We start from the raw sequence: 22645 nt of genomic DNA on the forward strand, positions 1-22645 counted from the left end.
TCTTACGCTTTGGTTGAGAAACGATAGCCCGCGCCGCGCACGGTCTGAATCAGCTTGTCGTGACCCGCTTCTTCGAGGGCTTTACGCAGGCGACGAATGTGCACATCGACCGTGCGGTCTTCCACATACACATTGGTGCCCCACACGTTGTTCAGCAGTTGTTCGCGGCTGTACACACGCTCTTGGTGGGTCATAAAGAAGTGCAGCATTTTGAATTCGGTTGGGCCCATATCGAGTGGCGCGTCGTTGGCCGTGACACGGTGCGACACCGGATCCAGTTTCAGACCTTGCACATCAATCACATCTTCGAGTGCCGTGGGGGTCACGCGGCGAATCACCGCTTTGAGGCGAGCCACCAGCTCTTTAGGCGAGAAAGGTTTGGTAATGTAGTCGTCTGCACCCACTTCAAGGCCGCGGACTTTGTCTTCTTCTTCACCACGCGCCGTGAGCATCACCACCGGAATGTTGCGTGTCAGCTCTTCGCGTTTCATGTGTTTGATGAAGTTGATGCCGCTACCGCCAGGTAACATCCAATCTAACAGAACGAGATCAGGGAAGGGTTCAGCCAGTTTGTTGACGGCAGTGTCATAATCCTCTGCTTCCACGGCCTGGTAACCTTTTTGCTCAAGCACGAAACACAGCATTTCACGAATCGGCGCTTCGTCTTCAACAACCAGAATCCTTCTAGACATAATTGAATAACCTTTATTTTTAATCAACGCTACGCATTATGAGAAATGATTATGACACTTTTGTGACCATTGAAAACAATTTTTAATATAACTTTCTTATCAAATTCATCGTTCTATCTCAGTTGTATCAATCACGGAATTTTGAATTTGAGGTAAGACTTTAGCGCTGAAATCCCCTATGATGTGGGGCTTTCGAACAAGGAAAAGAAATAGATATGTGGTTTAAAAACTGTATGGTTTATCGCGTGAACCGCGAGATTGACTTCAATGCCGATCAGCTGGAAACACAACTGGCTGAGTTCCGTTTCACGCCATGTGGCAGCCAAGATAAACAGAAGTTTGGTTGGGTGCATGCGATGGGCAGACATGGCGACATGATGACTCACGTCAGCGAAGACCGCATTCTCATCTGTGCCAAGAAAGAAGAAAAAATGTTGCCAGCGTCGGTGATCAAAGACTCACTGAACGCCAAAGTGGAAGCGATGGAAGCCGAAGAAGGCCGCCCGCTGAAAAAGAAAGAAAAAGACAACATCAAAGAAGACATCATTGTCGACCTACTGCCACGTGCGTTTAGCCGCAGCCACCTGACGCCAGTACTGATCATGCCCAAACAGGGCCTGATTCTGGTCGATGCCAGCAGCTACAAAAAAGCCGAAGACGTCCTGGCGCTACTGCGTAAAACCATGGGTAGCCTGCCTGTTGTCCCTGCGATTCCAGAAGTCGCCGTCGAAACCACGCTGACCGAATGGGTCAAAGAAGGCAATCTACCACAAGGTTTTAACTTGCTGGACGAAGCAGAGCTGAAATCGATTCTCGATGATGGCGCTACCGTACGTTGCAAGAAGCAAGAGCTATCGAGCGATGAGATTCTGAGCCACATCGCCGCCAACAAAGTGGTGACCAAACTGTCCATCAACTGGCAAGATCGCATCAGCTTTATTCTGGCGGAAGATTGCAGCCTGAAACGTCTGGCATTCAGCGATGAACTCAAAGATCAAAACGAAGACATTCCTCGTGAAGATCAAGCTGCGCGTTTCGATGCCGATTTCTCACTGATGTGTGGTGAATTTTCGGTGTTCCTGCCGGATCTGTTCAACGCGCTTGGTGGCCTGCCACACTCTGACGCGTAACCCCTTCCCTCATCAGGCTTGCGTCTTACGACCAAGCCTGATGTTTGCTTGCAATCTCAACTGGTCATGAGTCACATTTTGGCGTAAAATTTGCGCCCCTTCCAATACCATCAGGTGGTATTGGCCTGACTTGAGATCAGATTGAGAATACAAGCAATGTCTACTGAAAAAACTTTCGTCCCTGAACTGCTGTCACCAGCAGGCAGCCTGAAAAACATGCGTTACGCGTTCGCGTACGGTGCAGATGCCGTTTACGCTGGTCAGCCGCGTTACAGCCTTCGCGTGCGTAACAACGAATTCAACCACGAAAACCTGCAAATCGGTATTAACGAAGCGCATGCCCTGGGCAAAAAGTTTTACGTGGTGTGCAACATTCAACCGCACAACTCAAAACTCAAAACCTTCATTCGCGATCTGAAACCTGTGGTCGACATGGGCCCAGATGCGCTGATCATGTCAGACCCTGGCCTCATCATGATGGTGCGCGAAGCGTTCCCGGATATGGCGATTCACCTGTCAGTACAGGCGAACGCGGTAAACTGGGCGACCGTCAAATTCTGGGCAGCAAACGGCGTAGAGCGCGTGATCGTGTCTCGTGAGCTGTCACTGGAAGAGATCGAAGAGATCCGCGAGCACTGCCCAGAAACTGAACTGGAAGTGTTTGTACACGGCGCACTGTGCATGGCGTACTCAGGTCGTTGCCTGCTGTCTGGCTACATCAACAAACGTGACCCGAACCAAGGCACGTGCACCAACGCTTGCCGTTGGGAATACAAAGTTGAGAAAGGCAAAGAAGACGACGCAGGTCAGATCGTGGAAGAGTTCGATCCAAATGCACCGCAAGCGATTGAAGTGCAGGAAGAACGTCCTGAAACCACCATCGGTCGTGGCAAGCCAATCGACGACGTGGTGCTATTGTCTGAAAGCCATCGCCCAGAAGAAAAAATGGCCGCGTTTGAAGATGAGCACGGCACTTACATCATGAACTCGAAAGATCTGCGTGCGGTTCAACACGTGGAACGTCTGACAAAGATGGGTGTGCACTCGCTGAAAATCGAAGGTCGAACTAAATCGTTCTACTACTGTGCACGTACCGCGCAGGTTTACCGTAAAGCGATTGATGACGCTGTCGCTGGCAAACCATTTGATGACACGCTGATGGGCACGCTGGAAAGCTTGGCGCACCGTGGCTACACCGAAGGTTTCCTTCGTCGTCACACGCACGACGCATACCAAAACTACGATTACGGCTACTCCGTCTCTGACGCGCAGCAGTTCGTGGGTGAATTCACGGGCAAACGCCGTGGCGACATGGTCGAAGTCGAAGTGAAGAACAAGTTCATCATTGGCGATAGCCTCGAGCTGATGACGCCAAAAGGCAACGTGGTGTTCACGCTAGAAGCGATGGAAAACCGCAAAGGCGAAGCAACCGACGACGCGAAAGGCAACGGCCACTTCGTGTTCATCCCCGTTCCTCAGGACATGGATCTGGAATACGGCCTGCTGATGCGCAACCTTAATGCTGGTCAGGATACCCGTAACCCAACAGGCAAATAATTATGGCACTGCTAATCACAGGTAAATGCACCAACTGTGACATGTGCGAGCCGGAGTGCCCGAACGGCGCGATCTCGATGGGTGACAGCATCTACGAGATCAACCCGGATTTGTGTACCGAGTGCAAAGGCCACTACGACAAGCCCACGTGTGAGTCAGTGTGCCCGATCACCAACTGTATCATCACCGATCCAGCGCACATTGAAACGGACGAACAGCTGTTAGAAAAGTTCGTCATCATTCAGGGACTCGCCTGAGACAAAAAAACGGCCTCAACGGGCCGTTTTTTATTGCTCTATTTTTATATAGCTGCATTTTTCATAGTTGCATTGTTGATGACTGCGTTGTTGATGACTGCACTATTGATGACGGCACTGTTGATGGCAGCACTCGGTTTATGGCTAGATGAGCGCCGTATTTACCACCGGGGCGCTTAGTTGTAATCATCCAACTGAATCCGTGGCGCACGCAGGGCATTGAGCAGACACAAGAACGCCAATCCTGCCGCCAGCAAATAGCCGGTTTGGAACGCATCAATAATCACATCGCGTGGCGTGTCGAGCAGGGCCGTCAGCGAGCTTTGCGCATTGAATCCCGGGATCTGCGAATAGATCAGCGTGCCAAACACCGCCGTCCCCACCGACGCTCCCAACGAACGCGACAACCCGGCCATTGACGTAATGCGCCCCAAACTCGCTTTGCCAGCAATGGTTTGAATCGTAATTTGTGTCGAAGGCATGATACTGCCGAGCCCCAAACAGCAGAAAAAGCCGATGGCGCTGACAATCGATGGGCTTAAATCCAACATCGCCAAGGCAAAAAATGCACTTGAACTGATCGACATTCCGCACACCGGCACCCACTTCGGCACACCAGTGCGGGCAATCACTTTACCGGTGATAAACGAGCCACAAATCACCCCAGCCGAGAGAGGAATCATCAACATGCCCGATTGCGCCACGCTAACGCCCAACCCCACCTGCAAGAAAATCGGCAAGAAAAACACCAGCGCAAACAGACACGACGCAAACAAAAACGTGGAGATGAGCGGAATATGGATTTCTCGTTTTGCCAGCAACGCCAACGGCAGAAACGACTGCTTCACCCGTTGCTGCTGAATCAAAAACAGCACCACCAAGACGGCAAAAAGCCCAAGCAATCCAAAGCTCATGCGAGAATCCCAAGCAAAGTAATGCCCACCGGCCGACAGCCAGTAGATGATCACCGTCATCATGCTCGGAAATAGCACCAGCCCGAGAATATCGATGCGCGTTTTGCTGGCGTGCTCTTGCGTCGATTGCAGTTTCGATAAGCGATAGAGCGCAAAGCCGACCAGCGGCAAGTTAATCCAAAACAGCCAATGCCATGTCAAATAGGTCACGATGACCCCGCCGAGCACCGGCCCGCCGATGCTCGCCAGAGCAAACAGCGCTGAAAAATAGCCTTGGAAGCGTGCTCGTTGACGCGGCGGTACCAGCTCACCGATCAAGGCTTGCGACAGGCTCATCAACCCGCCGCTGCCCAAGCCCTGCACAATGCGGCCTGCGACCAACAGCGGCATATTGACTGCTAGCGCACACACGATGGAGCCGATGCCAAAAATACTCAGCGCAATGGCCAGCATTTTTTTGCGCCCATATTGGTCACCGAGCCAACCATACACCGGCACAGACGCGGCACCCGCCAACATGTAGCCGACCGCAATCCAAGAAGAGAGCTGCATATCGCCCAGATCGCGCACCATCGCAGGCGTCGCGGTGGCGAGCAGCGTTTGATCCACCGCAGCCAAAAACATCGGCAAAAAGACGGTGGTAAAAATCGTCAGAAAGGTTTTTTTATCAACGGGCTGAGACATAACGGCATCTAAGTGGTGAAAACGTCGCCATCATACACTGAACGCCGCCTCCCCATGCCAGAAAAGTGTTGTCCTGTGTAAAAAAAGGCCACCGAAGGTGGCCGAAAGAAAGCACTCAGTAAGGTAGAACCATTGAGCGTTCGATTAGGGATACAGCCCCTTACCGAACAGATTGAAGATGCGCGCCACCCCTTGAGTAAATACCATCGGCTGCGTCAGCACCGTCAAACACAAACAATCTTGCTGCAACGCGGTTTGCGGTGAATGACGAATCGAGGCATCACGCTGCAAGAAATCGCCTGCATCATAATGACCATCTTCATCACTGAACGCCCCGTGCAGCACCAATGTGGATTCCAACCCGCGATGGGTGTGCTGAGGAATACTGACACCAGCGCTGATGTACATCAGGTTCATGTGAACATCGTCATCATGATGCAGGGGCAAACTAAACACCTTTCCGCCATAACTGCGCCATTTGGCGTGTGGCGACACCAGTCGCTTGAGCGAATGCGGCACCAGAATGCGGCGGCCATTCACCGACACCACCACCGGTTTGCTGCGCAGCGGCTTGGCGGCTGGATGGACGTCGCTTGCCGTGATCTGGCTCAGCATGTGCTGCCAATTCGATTCGTCACTCGGTATCGCTTCGGTGCTCAGTAGTGCCTCGCCATGTTGTTCCTCCAACTGCCTTGCCTGATGGCGACAATGGGGGCACATTTCCAAATGAGTGGCCACAGCTAAGCCGTGGGTTGCGTCAATTGAGCCTTCCGCATAGGCTTCGATCAATTGAAGATCAGGATGGTAGCTCATAACCGCTCCGCATCGATTGAAGTTCTAAGTTTTTCTACCGCTAAACGCAGGCGAGATTTCACCGTCCCCAAAGGAATGTTAAACATCTCCGCCACCTGCTGATGAGGTAGCTCCTCCAAATACACCGCTCGCACCACTTTCTGCTGCGCTTCCGGTAGCGTATCCAAAAATTTCAGCACCTGTTCTTTGAGCATTTCATGCTCTGGTGCGTAATGTTCCACCAGATCCGGCGGGCAAAAATCACTGGGCCAGATGTCCTCCGCCAGTACATGGGGCTCTTTGCCTTTCTGCTTACGCAGCAGGTCAAAACACAAATTGCGCGCAATCGTGTAAATCCAGGTTGATAACGAACTTTTGTGACCGTCAAATAGATGCGACTTTTGCCACACCGTGGCCATCGTCTCTTGCACCAATTCCAACGCCACTTGTTCATTGCCCAGATGCTTATAAACAAATTGTTTCAGGCGCGGCGAAAAAAAGTGAAACACGAGCGCAAACGCCGCTTTGTCGTGCTGCTTCACTTTGTCCATACACACAGTCCAGTCCTGCCGGCTGAAAGTTTGTGGATTCACACTCGTCATAGGATGTCCTGTCCTTCGCGACCCAATATTGAGCCGTCTGTCACCTCACGTCACCTTGTACGGGCGTGCAGCAGATTCGATCACTGTTATCAGTATAGATAGTGCGCTCCAATCGATCGTACGCCAAACGCCCCATCGGGAATTCAAGTTCCCCGTGATGGTTCAAGCGTCCTCACTTATTCGTCATAGGCCTCAATGGTCTGCGTTAAAAACGACAACGCATGACGACAATCGGCAAATTGAGCCAGTGAATCAAACTGCTGATTCGACAGCGGCAGCAGTTCCAGCCAGCGCTGCGCCACCCAACTGGCATCATCAAAAAAACAATGGGGATACAGTTCGCCAATCTGCGGAAACTCCTGATACAATTTTTGCAGATGATGGCTGAGGAACAGGTCGTCTTCGTCCAGCGCCTGTGTTGGCCAGCTTGGCTGCCACTCCACCTTCGCGCGGCGCAAGCCGTCGTACTCGACGCGCACCTTATGAATTGAGAAGCGCTTAATGCCCACCACCGTAACCCCCAGCAAGCCATCACCAAGTGTTTCAAAATCAACAATTTTTACCCACGTACCAAATTCAGAAAGTGGATTTGCATTTCCTTTAACTTTGCTATCAAACAAACACATGCCAAATCCGCTGTTTGCTTTACTGCACTCTGCCACCATGCGTTTGTATCTGGGCTCAAAAATGCGCAGTTTCATCTTCCCTTCGGGCAAAACAATCGAGCTCAGCGGGAATAACATAATCTCTTCCATGCCAAATACCTGTCTCCAAGTGTTTTTTCTGTCTACGAAATTGGCGTTTTCTGCGATCACTTACTAATTTTGTTGGTTAATCGATCGGCTTAAAACTCTGACATAGACTGAGAATTAATGATCTAAATCACAATAAAAATGCAACAAAATGAAACCCCAAAAAGTTCCGTAATATTTATTTGAACATGTGAAGTAGATCACCAAGTTTGATTATTTTTGCACCCTTTATCACTTTTAATTGAGAATTTAGTCGCTATTATTCCGGCCAATTGGAAGCGGCAAGGAATCATTGCTCTTCTGAATTAATACAACCATAGAGAGTCCCCTAATGCGTAAATCACTTTTAGCTCTTAGCCTTCTAGCGGCTACTTCAGCGCCAGTAATGGCAGCAGACTATTCAGATGGCGATATCCACAAAAACGATTACAAGTGGATGCAATTCAACTTGATGGGTGCGTTCAACGAAAAAGGCGTTTCTGAATCAAGCCATGACTACCTGGAGATGGAGTTTGGTGGTCGCTCGGGCATTTTCGACCTGTACGGTTACGTTGACATTTTCAACCTAACTTCAGACAAAGGCAGCGATAAGTCTAAAGCTGACAGCAAAATCTTCATGAAGTTTGCACCTCGCATGTCTCTGGACGCACTGACTGGTAAAGACCTGTCTTTCGGTCCAGTACAAGAGCTGTACATTGCGTCTCTGATCGAATGGGATGGCGCAAATGGCGGTGTGAACAACCAAAAAATCGGTCTGGGTTCAGACGTGATGGTTCCTTGGTTGGGTAAAGTAGGCGTGAACCTGTACGCAACTTACCTTGGTAACGATAAAGACTGGAACGGTTTCCACTTTGCAACCAACTGGTTCAAACCTTTCTACTTCTTTGAAAACGGTTCATTCATCTCTTACCAAGGTTACATCGATTACCAATTCGGTATGAAAGATGAATATGCAAGTGCAAGCAACGGCGGTGCGATGTTCAACGGTATCTACTGGCACTCAGACCGCTTCGCTGTGGGTTACGGCCTGAAAGCTTACCACGACATCTACGGCTTTGCTGATAACGAAGGCGTGCCATGGGATGCAAACACTAAAGCTGAATCATCAGGCTTTGGTCACTACATTTCTGTAACTTACAAGTTCTAATTCTGACTTGCAGTTACGCAGAAAAGGCGCCGATGGGCGCCTTTTTTATTGCTTTCAGCAAGCTGCGCATTATCCTTAGCGCAAACCCTCAACCAAAGCAGATTCAATGAATATCGTGGTCGTCGGCCCAGGTGCTATCGGCAGCTTATGGGCTTGCGCTTTGCACCAAGCCGGACATCAGGTGTCCCTGTGGGGCACAGGCAACAGCGCTCACTGGAAAATGCAGCTCGATGAGGCGCCTTGTATCGAGTTTGCCTACAACCAAGTCAGCGCTTTGCGCGACGCCGATGTGTTACTGGTCACCGTCAAAGCATGGCAAGTGGCCGCCGCGCTGCAACCCATCTGGGCACACATCGCCCCCGAAACGCTGCTGCTGTTTATGCACAATGGCATGGGCGCCTTGGATGATCTTGCTGAGCACTTGAGCACGTTCCCTGTCCTGCTGGCCACAACCACACACGGCGCGTTGAAGACTTCCGCTCACACGGTGAAACACACCGGCATCGGGCAAACGCAACTCGGCGCTTTGAATCCGCTCGGCGCGCAGTGCCGCTTTATGGCCGATGTGCTCCATCACGCGCTGCCGTCTGCCGTCTGGCACCCACACATTGAACACGCACTGTGGCAAAAATTGGCGGTCAACTGCGCCATCAATCCGCTCACCGCGATTCATCACATCACCAATGGTGAACTGGCGCAGCCTGAATTTCGTCACACCTTAGACGCAATCATCGCCGAAGTGGTGTGCGTGATGCAGGCCGAACAGATCCCGGTAGAAGGCGCCGCACTCAAGGCGACGGTCGATCGCGTGATCCATGCAACCGCCGCCAATCGCTCCTCGATGCATCAGGATATTGTTCATCAGCGGCGAACCGAGATAGACTTTATTAGTGGCTACGTGGTGCGCAAAGCGCAGCACCACGGCATCGCCGTTCCAGCCAATCAGGCACTTTATCAACACATTCAATCAATCGAACAAAGTTGGACACAATCATGACAAAACGAATTCTGGTCCCGATCGCACCGGGCACTGAAGAGATGGAAGCCGTGACCATTATTGATATTCTGGTCCGCGCGGGCTATCAGGTGGTTGTCGCCAGCGCTGATTTCGACGGCCAATTGAGCATGACTGCGTCACGCGGCGTCATCTTAACCGCAGCACACAAGCTGGTGGATGTCGCCGATGACGAATTCGACGCCGTGGTTTTAGCCGGCGGCGTGGGCGGCGCAGAAAACTTTCGCGACAGCCCCCTGTTGATGGAAGTAATCAAACAGCAAAAATACGATGGTCGCTTGGTGGCCGCGATCTGCGCATCTCCGGCCGTTGTGCTGCAACACCACGATCTGTTTCCGGGTGCACTGATGACCTGTCATCCGAATTTTCAGGATCGCATTCCACAGGACCTGTGGCGCAACCGCCGTGTGACCTTTGACGTCAACAACAACCTGCTCACCAGCCAAGGGCCGGGCACCGCGTTGGAGTTTGCCGTCGAAATCATCGTGCAATTGTCCGGCAAAGCCCTGGCCCGCGAAGTGGCGCTGCCATTAGTGGCGCTGCCGCAGCTCAATTACGAAAAGCTGGGTGAAGAGTAACATGTTAGATATCGCCGCCATTCGCGCGCAATTTCCCGCCCTCGATCAATCGGTCAATGAGCAGCCGCTGGTCTATCTCGACAGCGCCGCGACCACGCAAAAACCGCAAGTCGTGATTGATGCGATCGCCCATTACTACAGCGCGCACAATGCCAACGTACACCGCGGCAGTCACAGCCTGACGGCGCAAGCCACCAGCCAGTTTGAAGCGGCGCGCGACCGAGTGGCGCAGTTCATTGGCGCGCCGAGCAGTCACAGTATTGTCTGGACACGCGGCGCGACTGAAGCGCTGAACTTGATCGCACAAACCTACGCGCGCAGCACGCTTCAAGCAGGCGATGAGATTTTGGTCAGTGAAACCGAGCACCACGCCAACATCGTGCCGTGGCAAATGGTCGCCGAGCAAACCTGCGCCCGCGTGGTCAAAGTACCGATGACCGAGCATGGTGAATTTGGCCTCGACGCATTCCATGCATTACTCTCACCACGCTGTAAAATAGTTGCACTGGCCCACATCACCAATGTCACGGGTACCCGTCAGCCGATTGAAGCGGTGATCGCTGCCGCGCATCAAGTGGGCGCCGTTGTGGTGGTCGATGGCGCACAAGGCATTGTGCATGAGGCGGTGGATGTCACCGCGCTGGATGCCGACTTTTATGTTTTCTCTGGTCACAAACTGTATGCGCCCGCCGGCATTGGCGTGTTGTACGGCAAGCCAGCATTACTGGAGGCGATGCCGCCGTGGCACGGTGGCGGAAAAATGGTCGAGAAAGTGTCGTTCAGCGGCACCACGTACGCGGGCTTACCTGGGAAATTTGAAGCGGGCACCCCCAATGTGGCTGGCGCGATTGCACTCAAAGCCGCGATTGATTGGTACAGCCAATTTGCGCGTCAAGACGTGGAAGCGCATCTACATCACTTGCAGACGCTTACCTATCAAGCCCTGAGCCAAATGGACGACATTCGCGTGTTGGGTTATCAGCCTCAGGCGAGCATTCTGAGCCTAGTGATGGATGGCGTGCACCATCAGGATTTGGCCACCTTGCTCGATCAACAAGGCATCGCCGTGCGCGCAGGGCATCATTGTGCGCACCCATTAATGGATGCGTTTGGCGTCTCAGGAACCGTGCGAATTTCCTTTGGTATTTATAATTCAACGCAGGACGTTGAACGCTTGATTGCCGCCATCGAAAAAGCGGTCGATATTCTGTAAGTCGTGAAGGCATGGTCTCACGGATCAAAATAGCCGCATCTCAATGCGGCTATTTTGATGGGATCGATTGAGAAAACATGACGTGAGGAAAGCGAGTTCAAGCGATAAAAGGTGCTTTGAACGCGCTGAGGCGCAACATCGGTTATGCGTGCGTCATGGTTTGAATCTGCTCGACGATGGCGCGCAGACCGTTGCCGCGTGATGGACTCAAATGGGCAATTAGCCCCAGTCGGTCAAAATAATCATTGATGTCGAACGCCTGAATCTCAGCCGCTGTTTTTCCATCAAACGCCGCCATGACAATCGCAATTAAACCGCGCACGATGCGCGCGTCCGAATCTGCGCAGAAATGCCAGACGCCCTCGCGCGGCTCACCCACCAGCCACACCAGACTCTCGCAGCCCGAGACCGTCACCTGTTCACTTTTCAGCTCATCAGGCATCTGAGGCAGTTTTTTCCCCCACTGCACCACCTGACGATAGCGATCTTCCCAGCCATGCAGCGACTGCATGGTTGCGGCGATCTGTTCACTGGTGATTTCACAACCAAACGGAGATGTGGGATAGCGAGACATAACAACCCTGCCTATTTATTTTCTGTGTTTCTGAATCAGTTTTTCAACAATGCGTGAGACCGCCACAAAGCCAAAGGTTGCCGTCACGACAGTGGCTGCGCCAAAACCGCTGGCACAATCCATGCGTTTCGGGCCTTCTGCGGTCGATTTCACCGCGCACACGCTGCCATCCGCTTGCGGGTATTTGAGCTGCTCAGTTGAAAAGACGCAGTCAATCCCAAACTTACGCGCCGGATTGGTCGGGAAGTTATGGAAACGACGCAGGCGATCTTTGATTTTCTTCGCCAGCGGATCCTGAATGGTTTTGGTCAAATCCGCGACCATGATTTGAGTGGGATCGGTCTGACCGCCCGCCCCCCCCGTGGTGATCACTTTAATTTTATTGCTGCGACAGTACGCCAGCAACGACGCTTTGGCTTTCACGCTGTCAATGGCATCCAGCACGTAATCGAACCCTTTGCTCAGGTATTCATGCTGATTGTCCGGCGTGATGAAATCGTCAATCAAATTGACTTTGCATTCTGGGTTAATCAGTTTCACCCGTTCTGCCATCACTTCAATCTTGCTCTTGCCGACGTTGCCGCTCAGCGCATGGATCTGGCGATTGATGTTGGTCACACACACGTCGTCCATATCAATCAGCGTCAGTTCGCCAATGCCGGTACGCGCCAGTGCTTCCACCGCCCAAGACCCGACCCCGCCGATGCCGATGACACACACATGCGCCGCTCGCAAAATATCGACTTCAGAATGGCCGTATAAACGGCGGGTACCACCAAAACGCTGGTTGTAACTGTCTGAGGCTGGAGTATCGAGTTCACGCATGTTCATCATCCAAAATCGGGATCATTAATCCGCAATGATAAGGTTCACAAAAAGAAAGAGTGCGATTTATACGCACTCTTTTCGAAAAAGTCTAGCTGACCGCGGGCTATTGTAACTTCTCTGGCGGCAGAGCCCAAGGCGCTTGTGTCGGAGAGTTTTCCAGCCCCAGTTTCCACACGCGGCCGAAATGCTTGTAGTGACCCGCTTCAGTGCCCGCACGCGGGCCCATGCCGTGGTACAAATCAAGATGGTTCTGTTTCACCGCGCCGCCGGTATCGAGTACGATCAGCAGACGCAGCTGATGCGCGCCCGACCACGTGCCATCAGCATTAAGCAGCGGCACTTCGGCCAGAATCGGCGTGCCCATCGGGAACAGCGAGCGGTCGCCAGCGACCGAAGCCATAGGCAATAGCGGAATACCGGCGCTGCCCGTTACGGGCGCTGCGGCGCGCGGTTGGAAAAACACGTACGACGGGTTTTGTTCCAGTAGCTCTCGCACCGTTTCGTCATCGTTGGCCAGCACCCAGTCTTTGATCGCTTTCAGCGACATCTGTTCACGCGCCACCAACCCGCGTTCAATCAGAATGCGGCCGATGCTGACATAAGCCTTGTTGTTCTTCCCAGCGTAAGCAAAGTATTCCAGCGTGTCATCATCGCCAAAATGGACAAAGCCACTGCCCTGCACTTCCATAATAAATGGGTCAATGCGATTGGCCGCATATCCCAGCTCCAGTCCTTCACCATACAATGCGCCGTCATAAATCTGCGCGCGCGTCGGGCAATCCACATCACACGCGGGCATACCATACACCGGGAAATGGAATTCTGGGTCTGGCGTATGGCGCAATTCAATCACGGGCGAAAAGTAACCGGTAAACAGCACGTTGCCTTTTTTGTCACCGCCGCCCAACTGCGCCGCCTGAACGCCAAACTGCGCCAGTTCCGCAGGATCTCCACTTTGCATCACCCATTCGTTGAGTTGCTCATACAGCGGGCCGTAAATCGCAGCCATCGATGGCGACTTCTCGACCACTTGCTCACTCTGCTTGGCGAATGCGGTGAAATCGCGTGGTGTGTTGGAGGCCACTTGTGTCACTTGATTGAGCGTCTGCGGAAATTCATGGTCGAGGTATTGTTGCGCGCGGTCGGTCGGCTGCGCACAACCAAACAGGACTGTCAAAGGCAGCGCCACGGTGGCGAAGGGGAAAAGGCGTTTCATCACTGGAGTTGATCCGTTGTCTAATTTGCGAAAAGGATGACAAACTCCAGTGCTAAGCGCAATTGTCGAATTGTTAACGGAGGTTTTTTTGATGTTTTCCTGACAATTGGAAGGTCGGGTTGTAATGCGACGCAGGTTTCACGCGCTGCATTTCGGTGTTCTCTTCATTGAGCATTCTGTATTGAAACTCACGCGTGCCAATGGTGTATTCAAGCGTGCGACCATTAAAATCAAACGACGTGGCCACCACGCGCCCCTCAATCACCACCCCTTTAGCGTCCAAACGAATTTTTTTTGCTGCATAAGGCGCAACGTGCTGCTCCACCCAAAGCCCGTACACATCGCTTTTGGGCGGCAATAACATGTCCGCGACGCGGCTGAATAAATTGCTGTACATCATGATGGCGAGTGCTGTCCCGATGACCGCAATGGCTAACAGAATCCGTTCGACGGCTTTGCGTTTACGCTGACGAAGTTCATCATTCACAGGCACGATCGCCCCTCTTTTTTGCATGGTCTGTTCATCTGAATGGTCGGTTTGTGGCCTCGCGGCCATCCCATCACTCATCATCGAAATCAACGCGGTCATACCGCTGAAACGTCAGGACGATAATTTACACCAAACCCGAAAAAACCGCTTGTCTCTAGATGAATAAAAAGTCATTATTTGGACATATTTAAACAAACAAGTTGGATATCAGGCCGTGAAAATTCGTAGTACCGCCCTCGTCAAAGGATTTCGACAATCAGCGCCCTATGTTAACGCTCACCGCGGCAAAATCATGGTGGTGATGGTTGGCGGTGAGGCAATTGCTGATAAAAATTTCGCAAACATTATCAGCGACCTCGCTTTGCTACACAGCCTTGGCGTCAAAATAGTGCTGGTTCACGGTGCTCGCCCACAGATCAATCAGATTCTAGCTACACACAACCGTTCCACGCCCTACCACAAAGGCATTCGCGTGACGGATGAAGAGGCGTTAAGTTTAGTCATGCAGGCCGCCGGCCAGTTGCAACTCGCAATTACGGCCCGCCTGTCGATGAGCCTCAATAACACGCCCATGGCGGGGACTCAGCTTAACGTCGTCAGTGGTAACTTTGTTATCTCTCAACCTCTAGGTATAGATGACGGCATTGATTATTGCCATAGCGGACGCATTCGCCGCATTGACATCGATGGCATCAACCGCACGCTCGATCAAGGCTCCATTGTGGTGCTTGGCCCTATCGCAAGTTCAGTCACAGGAGAATGTTTTAATCTGCTCTCTGAAGAAGTGGCGACCCAAGTGGCGATAAGATTAAAAGCCGATAAGCTGATCGGCTTTTGTTCCGCACAAGGCATCATCGATGAAAACGGCAACTCCATCGCAGAACTGTTCCCCGCCGAGGTCGAGAAAATCGTTCACCGCTTGGAATCGGAAAGCAGCCCGACGGCCGACGACACCACAGGGACGTTGCGCTTTTTACGCGCCGCGATTGCTGCGTGCCGCGCGGGCGTGCCGCGTAGCCATTTAGTCAGCTACAAAGAAGATGGCGCGCTGATCCAAGAGCTGTTCTCGTTTGACGGCATCGGCACGCAAATCGTCATGGCGAGTGCCGAACAAGTGCGCCAAGCCCAAATCGATGACATCGGTGGCATCTTCGATCTGATTCGCCCGCTAGAAGAGCAAGGCATTCTGGTGCGCCGCTCGCGCGAACAACTCGAGCAAGAGATCCACAAGTTCACCATCATTGACAAAGATGGCTTGCTGATTGGCTGCGCCGCCTTGTACCCGTATCAAGATGAGAGCATGGCCGAAATGGCATGTGTGGCAATTCATCCTGAATACCGCGACGGCAACCGCGGCTTGCTGCTGCTCAATCACATGAAACATCAAGCCAAGCAAATGGGGATTCAACGCCTGTTTGTGCTCACCACCCACAGTTTGCACTGGTTTCGAGAGCAAGGCTTTACCGAAGTGGGCGTCGACAAACTGCCGATCGCCAAGCAGAGCTTATACAACTACCAACGCCGCTCAAAAATTCTTACTTTGAACCTCTAAGTTCTGTCATGCTGCTTGTTTTTAGCCAACAAGCAGCATGAATCACTAAAATTAAGCCACTCAGAACTGTGCAATCCTTTTCATTAAAATGATTACAAAATAACCACTTTGCAACACCCCATGATCTGTGTAAAATTCGCCCACTTGTGACTTAGATCGCTTTTTTGAGTCACTGGCAACAGGACGCATCCTAAGCTCTGGCTGGCTTAGACATCGCATGGATTGCTTTTATTACTAAAACAAGTACTTAAGAGCAAATTCTCTATGAAAACCGTTATTTGTAACTCTCTGCAAAGCTTTTGGGACATGGCCGACAACCAGTTTCTTGAAGGATTGGATGTACATTGCGTGTTTCCCGTCAGTGAAAATCTCAAGGCGTTTATCCTTGGCTCACAAGAGCGCTACCGCATTCGTCGCATCACGTTCACGAAAGCGTTTATCTGACCTCATTACTTCTGGCAGCCTCTTGGCTGCCAGATGAATATCAACACACTCAATCTTCATATCGCGCCCCGATGGCATCACGAACGGATCACATCACGCACTCCATCGCATCACTGACTCCGAGCATCACAGACGCAGAGCATCACGCAATCGGTTCGTCCGCATCCCGCAATCGTTCCACCAAGCCACTCGCCCGCTGCGTTTTGAGCTTAATGCCACGTTTGAGCACCCCCATATCGCAATACAGCGCGAGCTGCTTCTTGGCGCGAGTGATGCCAGTGTAAATCAACTCTCGGGTGAGAATCGGGCTGAATTCCGGCGGCAAAATCATCACGGTGAACTCAAATTCACTGCCCTGCGATTTGTGAATCGTCATCGCATAGGCGGTTTCATGTTGCGGTACTCGGCTTGGCAATACCGCTTTGACGCTGCCATCGGGCAGTTCAAAGTAAACTTTCAGCCGCTGCTGCTCATCTTGTTCATCGCGCAGACAAATTCCGATATCGCCGTTATACAAACCAAGGCCATGATCGTTACGCGTCACCATCACCGGGCGTCCGGCATACCAGATTTCATCCTGCACTTTAATTTTCTTGCGCGCCGCCAGCGCTCGTTCCATGCGATAGTTGAGGCCGCTGACACCAAAATCCCCTTCTCGCACCGCGCACAATAAACGCGCGCGGCCAAAGGCCTGCAACGCATCGCGCGCTTTTTCCGCCATGCTTTGCGACGGCGTGAGCGGCGTTGCCATCAACGCCAGATACGGCGAATAGGCGCCCACCAGAGATTGCAACATCTGGTTGTAGTGCTCGCTGCTAAGCGCAAAGTGTTGAATGTCGCTAAATGCGTCCTGCCATACTTTATCCACCCACACCGCCTGACCGCTGTTGACGGCTTTCGCCAACTGACCAATGCCGGAGCGCGCATCGAACCGGTAACTCTTTTGCAGCATGCACAAGCTATCAGCAATGCGATGATCCGCATGGCGCGGGCTGAGCGCCGCCGGCTGAAAGCCAGTCAACTCAGACAACACACGGCTCTGTTCTTTGCTGTAGCCTTGATAAAGAAACGAGCAGATATCGCCCAGCACGGCGCCCGCTTCCACCGATGCCAACTGATCTTTATCACCGAGTAGAATCAGCCGCGCGCTGTCTGGCAGCGCATCGACCAATTTGACCATCATCGGCAAATCGACCATCGACGCTTCATCGACCACCAGCACATCAAGGTGCAGGCGATTGCCTGCATGATGGCGAAACTCAGCGCTGTCAGGAATCGCCCCCAACAAGCGGTGAATGGTGCTCGATTCGGTGGGGATCAGCGCTTTGAGCTCAGGTTCGACGGCTAAGCTTGCCACCGCTTTCCCGATCGATTCCGTCAGCCGCGCAGCCGCTTTCCCCGTCGGTGCCACCAGCTTGATGGTCGGCGTGTGCTGCGCTTGTTGCGCCTGACTGATCAGCGCCGCCAGCAATTTGGTCACGGTGGTCGTTTTGCCCGTGCCGGGACCGCCAGAAATCACCGCAAAGCGGCGCGTCAGTGCAATCGCGGCTGCCACTTTCTGCCAGTTCAGGCAGTGCGCTTGGGGCACCAAGGTCTCCAGCGGCGCAAAATCCTCGCTGCGTTTGGCCTGTTGCAACACACTATCAATCGCTTCCCAATCGAGCCCAGACTCGTCGACCACATCAAGCATATCGCACACCAGACGCTGACGACCAACCTGATTCAATGCCGACGTTTCTCCCTTACGCTGCAAGGCTTGCTGTAAAAAACGATAGTCGCGGGCAAACAACGTATCCAGACGCTGGCGAAGGTTTTGGACTGCCATAGGCTTTAAGATCATGGGTGTCCCAAAGCACTGCAAACGCGCCGCCAAGGTCACTTCATAATGCCAATAACGATGCAGGTATAGGCGCTGACCATCAAACATCAGCGGCACCGCTTCACCACGCGCGCCAATCAGCGGCGTGCGCGCCACCAGCGCCGCCCAATCCACAGACAACCACAGCTGATTTAACGGCAGGGCAGCCTCGCCATACACCCCCAATTTGCTCGCCAGTTCAACCCAGTTGCCCTGTTCATCAACCAGCGGCAAACAGATATGACCGCGCCCCAGTTCGGCACTGACCGCCGCAGCGGCCAACATCAACGCCGCGCGCTCGTGATCGCTCAGCGTCTCCACGTCGCTTTGTTGTGCGAGGAAATGCGCAAACTGGTAATCGAGCTGGCGCAGGGCGCCCTGCCCCGCCAGTTGCTTTAACTGCGCGCTCACCTGCGTGAAATCCAAACAGACATCCATCATAAATCCAACTCCATCTGTCCGGCGGACGTGGTGCGCGCCGTCACCACTTTGCCCTGAATCAGTTCATCCAGCTCTTCCAACATCGCCTGACTCGGCTTGGCGCTGAAAATGCCGTGTTGCGACGAGCCATCCATACCGCGTAAAAACAGGTAATAGACGCCGCCAAAGTGCTGCTGATAGTCATAGCCCGCCAAACGGCTTCGTAGAAAACGGTGCAGCGCCAGCGCATAGAGCTGATACTGCAAATCGTAGCGGTGCTCAGCCATCGCCTGCGCTAACCGCTCGCCCTGATACGCGGCGACTTCATCGCCCAGATGGTTGGATTTCCAGTCCAGCACGTAATATTTGCCCTGATGTTCAAACACCAAGTCGATAAAGCCTTTCAGCATGCCCTGTACGGTGTAGAAGCCGAGATCGCCCGCTTTGGCCGATAGCGGATCGTGGCGCTGCACCACACGGTTCAGGGCGGGCGCACTGAGCACCTCGATGGGCAGTAAAAACTCCATCTCGGTCAGGCGCTGATGCGGCGCTTTTTGGTTGAGGCACAAGTCTTTGCCGTTGAGTGGCGTGCGCAGCACGGTATCCACCAGCAATTGCAGCACAGGCAGCCACTCGGCATCGATCTGCTCGCGCTCCATCAAGTCGGCAATAATACGCGTGTTGTGTTCATCGCTGGCTGGTTGGGTGAACTCCACTTCTTCAAACAGGCTGTGCAGAAATGTGCCGGGCTGCGCGCCGCGCGGGAAGGTGAAAATCGAGCGCTCGGGTTCAGCCAATGCCGCCTCATCGTGCTCATCCGCCGAGTCGACATCAAAGCCACCGATTTCAAAGCTCGCATCATGCTGATGACTGCCCTGTTTGACCAATCCGGAATAACTGGTGATGCGCCACAGGCGATCAATCTCGTGGCTCAGCGAACGCGCGCTCAGCGGTGGCAATGGCTCAGCCAACGGCACAAATACCGACTCAGGCACAGCGGGTGGCTCCGTGACCGCGACACACGCCAGCGCCGTGTGTTGATGCAGTGATTCTGCGAGCAGCGCCAAGCCGCCTTGCTGGGCATTTTGCAGCAGATAACCCAGTGCGCTGTGATGCACGCCGGTCGGTTCTTTGCTGGAACGGCCGTTGCGCAGCGGCGCCACGCCAATAAAACAGCCGTACACGGCGCGGGTCAGCGCCACATAAATCAGACGTAGATCTTCCGCCAGACGCTCTTTGTCCGCCTGTTGAATCGAGGCTTCCTGACCGCTGATGTCCAGCAAAGTCTGGCCACTGCTGGCATCGTAATATTTGCCTTCGCTCGCTTCGCGATAGCTGAGTACAAAGGGTAAAAACACCAACTCGTACTCCAGACCTTTGGATTTGTGGATGGTGACGATCTGCACCAGATTACGCTCAGATTCCAAGCGCTGAATCGCCTCATCGCTGCCGCCCAGCCCTTGCTCGGCATCAGCGATCGATTGCGCCAACCAGCGCAGCAGGCCATGATCGCTGTCGATCTCCTGCGTCGCTTGTTGCAGCAATTCACTCAGGTGCATGAAATCCGTCAGTTGACGTTCGCCGTCGGGTTCTTCCAGCCAGCGCTCGGCAATATGACGCAGACTCAGCACCGCGCGCAGCATCGGCAGCACACCGCGATCGAGCCACAACTGACGATACTGTTTGAATTCGTTCAGCGCGTTTTCCCACTCATTTTCATCGTTATTGAGCGCGTCCAACTGCTGCGCATTGAGCGCAAACAAGGGGGAAGCGAGCGCCGCGCGCATGGCGCGATCGTTGTCCGGGGTCAGCACCGCTTGCAGCAGACGCTGCATATCCGGCGCAATCGTGCTGGTAAACACACTGTCGCGGTTCGAGAGATACACGCTGGCAATGCCTTGCTGAGCCAGCGCCTCTTTGATCAAGCGCCCTTCATTTCCGGTGCGCACCAGCACTGCGATGTCACCCGCCTGAATGCTGTCGCCCGCTTGAATACTGTCGCTGGCTTGAATAGCTCCGCCGTGACGAAACTGCGCCTTTCCTTGCTGCGCCGCCGTCAGAATGGTTTGAATCTGGCTTGCGGTCGCCGCCGCCATGGTGTCGAGATACGCGCCTTTGGTCACCGGCGCGTCGGCCGCCATTGACCAGTAGGTCAGCGCAGGTTGCACCTCTCCGTTCAGCAGCCAAGCACGGCCACCCGCTTTCGGGCTGGCGCTGACCGGCAAAAACGGAATGTCGTTGTCGTAAATAAACGGGCTGTCTGGCAGGGTAAACACTTGATTTACCGCCGCCACCATGTCGGCGCTGGAGCGCCAGTTGGTGCCGAGCGTGTAGTGCGCGCTCACCTGATTACGCGCTTTGATGTAGGTAAAAATATCCGCGCCACGAAAGCCGTAAATCGCCTGTTTCGGGTCGCCGATCATAAACAGACCGCACTGCGGATGCGGCAAATAAATGCGGCTAAAAATGCTGTATTGCAGCGGGTCGGTGTCCTGGAATTCGTCGATCATCGCCACCGGATAGAGCGTGCGAATGCGCGCCGCCAGCGTGCCTTCATCATCACCATCCAGCGATGCGGACAACTGAGTCAGCAGGTCATCGAACGACAGCCACTGCTTGCTGGCTTTGGCTTTCGCCAGCAGCGTGCGACAGTGAGTGATCGCGTGCGCCAACAGCGGCGCTTCCAAGCTGACCGGCTCTGCCAAAAACGCCTGCACGGCCTCAAACACGGCATGACGCGGTGCGTCGCCCGATGGCGTTTTCTCTACCAGCACATCCTGAGCAAAACGCGCCAGCTTGTCCGACACCTCGTAACCATGGGTTGGCTGCGCCGCCCAATCCGACACCGCGGCGATCCACTCCGGCAATGATTTCTTGGTGTAGCTGCGCTTGTTAATGCCGGAATTGGCGATGCAATCATGAATGTCATCGGCCGCCGCCAGCCACGCTGCTTTCATCGCCTCAATGCGAGTCAGGTTGTGTTGATGCAGCGCCGCGAGGTCACCCTCCATCACCGGCGTTGTCAGCGACAGCGGCGCGCCCGTCAGATAGCCGCCGATTTTTTCCAGCAGCGCTGCCGGCGATGCCCACAAGCGGCGCACTTCCGCAGCCAGATTGAGCGGCAACGGATAAAACTGACGGCGCCAGTAATCGGCCACCACTTGCGCTTTCAGATGGCTTTCATCGGTGACAAATTCGTTGTTGAAACGGCTGCCAGACTCAAATGCGTTTTGCGTCAGCATGCGCTGACAAAAGCCGTGAATGGTGTAAACCGCCGCTTCATCCATTTGGCGCTCCGCGTTAAGCAAGAGCCGTGTCGCCAGTGGGTGATCGACAAATTCCGCCAGCAACGGCTGAATCACCGGGTCATCACTTTTCCCGCGGCTGAACGCCAGACGCGCATCGTGAATGCGGGCGCGAATTCGGTCTCGCAACTCAGCGGTCGCCGCTTCGGTAAAGGTCACCACCAGAATCTGATCGACCGTCAACGCGCTGGCGTGACGGGTGTGTTCACTCCCGTGACCAAGCAGCAAACGCAGATACAATCCGGCGATGGTAAAGGTTTTCCCCGTACCCGCCGACGCTTCAATCAGACGCGCGCCGTGCAGCGGAAACGTCATGGTTTCCAGTGGCGTCGCAGTGATGTTGGCAGTGACACTCATATTTCCAGTTGCCTTTGGGTCATTATTCGAAAATTTATGTGATCCGAATTAAATAATTCTATGAATCTGTGCAAAAACTTGCCCAGACAGAAGGTTATGGGATCGGACTCACAGCGCGCACCATATTGGATCATTACACTGCACCCCATTGATGCAGCCCTGCTTGCCATCTACCGAATCATGGTCCCTCTGACCTGTGGCCGTACAGCGAACGCCCTACACCAATAATGATTTTCTGGCGGCCACTCTACTCTCTTCCCGATATTCG

General features: G+C 53.5%; 20 protein-coding genes. 9 read left to right on the plus strand and 11 right to left on the minus strand.

The window, feature by feature from the left end; all coding sequences use genetic code 11:
- Positions 1 to 2: 2 nt before the first annotated feature.
- A complete protein-coding gene (phoB, locus tag VFA_RS22265) occupies positions 3 to 692 on the minus strand; it encodes a phosphate regulon transcriptional regulator PhoB (protein ID WP_004729465.1) in 690 nt (229 codons plus the stop codon).
- A 215-nt stretch (positions 693 to 907) separates the two neighbouring features.
- On the opposite strand from phoB, the gene rdgC reads away from it, so the two are divergent.
- From rdgC to VFA_RS22280, 3 genes are all read left to right on the plus strand, one after another.
- Complete coding sequence (gene rdgC, locus VFA_RS22270; protein WP_004729467.1) at positions 908 to 1822, plus strand: recombination-associated protein RdgC; 915 nt, start codon at positions 908 to 910, stop codon at positions 1820 to 1822.
- A gap of 156 nt (positions 1823 to 1978) precedes the next feature.
- Positions 1979 to 3379 carry a prephenate-dependent tRNA uridine(34) hydroxylase TrhP gene (gene trhP / locus VFA_RS22275; RefSeq protein WP_004729469.1) on the plus strand — a complete coding sequence of 467 codons (1401 nt, stop codon included), beginning with the start codon at positions 1979 to 1981 and terminating at the stop codon, positions 3377 to 3379.
- A gap of 2 nt (positions 3380 to 3381) precedes the next feature.
- The gene (locus VFA_RS22280) at positions 3382 to 3636 is read left to right on the plus strand and encodes a YfhL family 4Fe-4S dicluster ferredoxin (RefSeq protein ID WP_014205669.1); all 255 of its coding nucleotides are present in this window, start codon (positions 3382 to 3384) and stop codon (positions 3634 to 3636) included.
- A gap of 176 nt (positions 3637 to 3812) precedes the next feature.
- Here VFA_RS22280 and VFA_RS22285 read toward each other — a convergent pair whose 3' ends face one another.
- From VFA_RS22285 to VFA_RS22300, 4 genes are all read right to left on the minus strand, one after another.
- Complete coding sequence (locus VFA_RS22285) at positions 3813 to 5234, minus strand: MDR family MFS transporter (protein WP_004729473.1); 1422 nt, start codon at positions 5232 to 5234, stop codon at positions 3813 to 3815.
- A gap of 144 nt (positions 5235 to 5378) precedes the next feature.
- Positions 5379 to 6047, minus strand: a complete 669-nt coding sequence (locus VFA_RS22290; RefSeq protein ID WP_004729475.1) for a ChrR family anti-sigma-E factor — start codon at positions 6045 to 6047, stop codon at positions 5379 to 5381.
- Entirely contained in the window at positions 6044 to 6628 is a 585-nt protein-coding gene (locus VFA_RS22295; protein ID WP_038152801.1) for an RNA polymerase sigma factor, read from the minus strand. Before VFA_RS22295 ends, VFA_RS22290 begins: the two co-directional genes overlap by 4 nt.
- A 176-nt stretch (positions 6629 to 6804) precedes the next feature.
- Positions 6805 to 7383, minus strand: coding sequence for an LON peptidase substrate-binding domain-containing protein (locus VFA_RS22300; RefSeq protein WP_038152803.1), 579 nt, complete (start codon positions 7381 to 7383; stop codon positions 6805 to 6807).
- A 328-nt stretch (positions 7384 to 7711) separates the two neighbouring features.
- Between VFA_RS22300 and VFA_RS22305 the strand changes: the two genes are divergently transcribed.
- The 4 genes from VFA_RS22305 (at position 7712) to csdA (ending at position 11333) form a co-directional block, all read left to right on the plus strand.
- Positions 7712 to 8527 carry a nucleoside-specific channel-forming Tsx family protein gene (locus tag VFA_RS22305; protein WP_049781814.1) on the plus strand — a complete coding sequence of 272 codons (816 nt, stop codon included), beginning with the start codon at positions 7712 to 7714 and terminating at the stop codon, positions 8525 to 8527.
- Positions 8528 to 8633: 106 nt separating this feature from the next.
- Positions 8634 to 9524, plus strand: a complete 891-nt coding sequence (panE, locus tag VFA_RS22310; protein ID WP_004729482.1) for a 2-dehydropantoate 2-reductase — start codon at positions 8634 to 8636, stop codon at positions 9522 to 9524.
- The gene (locus VFA_RS22315; protein WP_004729483.1) at positions 9521 to 10120 is read left to right on the plus strand and encodes a DJ-1 family glyoxalase III; all 600 of its coding nucleotides are present in this window, start codon (positions 9521 to 9523) and stop codon (positions 10118 to 10120) included. Before panE ends, VFA_RS22315 begins: the two co-directional genes overlap by 4 nt.
- 1 nt (position 10121) lies before the next feature.
- Entirely contained in the window at positions 10122 to 11333 is a 1212-nt protein-coding gene (gene csdA, locus VFA_RS22320; protein WP_004729488.1) for a cysteine desulfurase CsdA, read from the plus strand.
- A gap of 142 nt (positions 11334 to 11475) precedes the next feature.
- On the opposite strand, the gene csdE is transcribed toward csdA, so the two are convergent.
- The 4 genes from csdE to VFA_RS22340 form a co-directional block, all read right to left on the minus strand.
- A complete protein-coding gene (gene csdE, locus VFA_RS22325) occupies positions 11476 to 11907 on the minus strand; it encodes a cysteine desulfurase sulfur acceptor subunit CsdE (RefSeq protein WP_004729490.1) in 432 nt (143 codons plus the stop codon).
- Between the two features lie 15 nt (positions 11908 to 11922).
- On the minus strand, positions 11923 to 12732 hold the full coding sequence (gene tcdA / locus VFA_RS22330) for a tRNA cyclic N6-threonylcarbamoyladenosine(37) synthase TcdA (RefSeq protein ID WP_038152825.1): 810 nt from the start codon (positions 12730 to 12732) through the stop codon (positions 11923 to 11925).
- Between the two features lie 106 nt (positions 12733 to 12838).
- On the minus strand, positions 12839 to 13954 hold the full coding sequence (gene mltA / locus VFA_RS22335; RefSeq protein ID WP_014205679.1) for a murein transglycosylase A: 1116 nt from the start codon (positions 13952 to 13954) through the stop codon (positions 12839 to 12841).
- A 70-nt stretch (positions 13955 to 14024) separates the two neighbouring features.
- Positions 14025 to 14540, minus strand: coding sequence for a DUF2850 domain-containing protein (locus VFA_RS22340; protein ID WP_232281760.1), 516 nt, complete (start codon positions 14538 to 14540; stop codon positions 14025 to 14027).
- 115 nt (positions 14541 to 14655) lie between these two features.
- On the opposite strand from VFA_RS22340, the gene argA reads away from it, so the two are divergent.
- Both argA and VFA_RS22350 read left to right on the plus strand, forming a co-directional pair.
- Positions 14656 to 15993 carry an amino-acid N-acetyltransferase gene (gene argA, locus VFA_RS22345; RefSeq protein WP_038152805.1) on the plus strand — a complete coding sequence of 446 codons (1338 nt, stop codon included), beginning with the start codon at positions 14656 to 14658 and terminating at the stop codon, positions 15991 to 15993.
- A gap of 264 nt (positions 15994 to 16257) precedes the next feature.
- Entirely contained in the window at positions 16258 to 16437 is a 180-nt protein-coding gene (locus VFA_RS22350) for a hypothetical protein (protein WP_004729500.1), read from the plus strand.
- Between the two features lie 142 nt (positions 16438 to 16579).
- Here the strand turns inward: VFA_RS22350 and recD are convergent, their stop codons facing one another.
- Positions 16580 to 18736, minus strand: coding sequence for an exodeoxyribonuclease V subunit alpha (gene recD / locus VFA_RS22355; RefSeq protein ID WP_004729502.1), 2157 nt, complete (start codon positions 18734 to 18736; stop codon positions 16580 to 16582).
- Positions 18733 to 22377 (minus strand): exodeoxyribonuclease V subunit beta, encoded by a 3645-nt coding sequence (recB, locus tag VFA_RS22360; RefSeq protein WP_004729504.1) that lies wholly within the window; start codon positions 22375 to 22377, stop codon positions 18733 to 18735. The genes recD and recB overlap by 4 nt, the downstream gene beginning before the upstream one ends.
- Positions 22378 to 22645: the final 268 nt, after the last annotated feature.

This window comes from Vibrio furnissii CIP 102972, assembly GCF_000176175.1.
Lineage (GTDB): Bacteria > Pseudomonadota > Gammaproteobacteria > Enterobacterales > Vibrionaceae > Vibrio > Vibrio furnissii.